The sequence below is a fragment of the Streptomyces sp. NRRL S-495 genome (genome assembly GCF_000966955.1).
GTDB classification, from domain to species: Bacteria; Actinomycetota; Actinomycetes; order Streptomycetales; family Streptomycetaceae; genus Kitasatospora; species Kitasatospora purpeofusca.
Genome location: NZ_JZWY01000913.1, coordinates 1 through 1727, shown reverse-complemented (window position 1 = coordinate 1727; position 1727 = coordinate 1). Strand labels below are relative to the sequence as shown.

The 1727-nt window shown below is 75.1% G+C and carries 2 protein-coding genes; one reads left to right on the top strand and one right to left on the bottom strand.

Annotation, left to right across the window (positions count from 1 at the left end):
* Window positions 1-139: 139 nt before the first annotated feature.
* Complete coding sequence (locus tag VR45_RS36060) at window positions 140-763, bottom strand: response regulator transcription factor (RefSeq protein ID WP_045944145.1); 624 nt, start codon at window positions 761-763, stop codon at window positions 140-142.
* Between the two features lie 638 nt (window positions 764-1401).
* Here VR45_RS36060 and VR45_RS36055 point away from each other — a divergent pair.
* Window positions 1402-1727, top strand: a 326-nt coding sequence (locus VR45_RS36055; RefSeq protein WP_159394480.1) for a beta-ketoacyl synthase N-terminal-like domain-containing protein, incomplete at its 3' end; no start/stop codon positions are given.

The following is a 1727-nucleotide window of genomic DNA, read 5'->3' as shown; positions in this document are numbered from 1 at the left end:
GTGCGGGCCACCCGGCTCGGGCTGCTCGAACACGACGGCCGGGAGGCGAAGGAGGTCGCGGCGGCGAAGGAGGCCAGGGAGGTGCGGGCGGCGAAGGGCTGAGTCCGGCGCGGGCTCCGGCGCGGGGCGGCAAGTCCGTTCACAGCAGCCCCCGTTCGGCGGCGATCCGGGCGGCGTCGAAGCGGTTGCGCCCGTCGAGCTTGCGCATCGCGCCCGAGGTGAGGTTGCGGACCGTCCCGGCGGCCAGGTAGAGCTCGCGGGCCACCTCCTTCACCGAGGCACCGGTCGCGGTGAGCCGGAGGATCTCGCGTTCCCGCGCGCTCAGCACCTGCTCCGCGACGGCCGTCCGGACCGCCGGCCCGTCGGGCGCCGGTTCGGCCTCGCCCGGGGCCGGGCGGCCGCCCGCGGCGGCGTCCCGGATCGCGTCGACCAGGCGGGGGATCTTGGTCTGCTTGGTGACGACCCCGAGCGCCCCCGCCGACACCGCCCGGTCCACCAGGGTCCGGGTGGGCCGGGCCGCCATCAGGACGACCCGGCAGTCGGGTAAGCGTTTCCCGAGCTCCCGCACCAGGCGGAAGCCGCCCTGTGCGGTGCCCATGCCCAGCACGGCCACGTCCGGCCGGCGGCGGACCGCGACCGGGACGACCATCGAACTCCGGTTCACCGCCCCCACGACCTCGAAGTCCTTCACGGACGCGAGCACCTCGGCGATCGCGTCCAGGGGCAGCAGCTGCTCGTCGGCTATCAACACACGAATGGTCATCACTAGGTCTCCCCCGAGGATCCCGTGAACGGAACTCATGGTGATCGTTGCGGCCGCGCCCCAGTGTGTGGCGGACGGCCCGCTCCCGTCGACGGCACCCGGGCGTCCGGGTGCGGACATGTCCTCAGCAGGACCGGTGGGTCTACGCGTGTCATTCGGTGACCCCTCAACTTATCCCGGGTCCGGCGGCCGACCCGACGCCCGCGGGCAGGGACGTGACAAGTGTCAGTAAAAGCAGGTCAAAGCCTTGTCGCCGGAGACCGGCCGGGACCACGATGCGCACTGGTGATCGACTGCCGCGTGGGGCCCGTCCGCCCCGCGCGGCCCCCGTCACCCGCTGCCCCCCGACCCCTCCGCCGGCCCGAAAGCCGGCCCGAAAGCCGTCCCCCCGACGCCCGACCGGCCCGCGCGACACCCTCCCGCGCGGCTGCCACGGTCCCGCCAGTCACCCGGTTCCCCGGCCGCTCCCGGCCGTGCCGACCCGACACCGCCCGCGCGGCACCCTCCCGCGCGGCACCCGTCCGCCCCGACCGCTGCCCGTGCCCCGCCGGCACCCCGCCCCAGCGTGCCCCCGCACGCCCCGGGCCGGGCGCCGGCCCGTGCCCGGACCGGCTCACCACGTGCCCGAGGAAGAGGACATGCACACAGACCCTGTGGTCCAGGACCCGACCCAGGCCCTGGCCGTCGTCGGCATGGCGGGACGGTTCCCCGACGCCCCGGACGTCGAGAGCTTCTGGCGGCTGATGATGGAGCGGCACGACGCCATCGGCCCCGTCCCCGCGACCCGTTGGGACGCCACCGCCCAACTCGACCCGCAGCGCGAGATCCAGGCCGTCGGCGGATTCCTCACCGACGTCGACCGGTTCGACGCCACCTTCTTCGGCATCTCCCCCCGCGAGGCGGAGATGCTCGACCCGCAGCAGCGGCTGATGCTGGAGGCCGCCTGGCGGGCGCTGGAGGACGC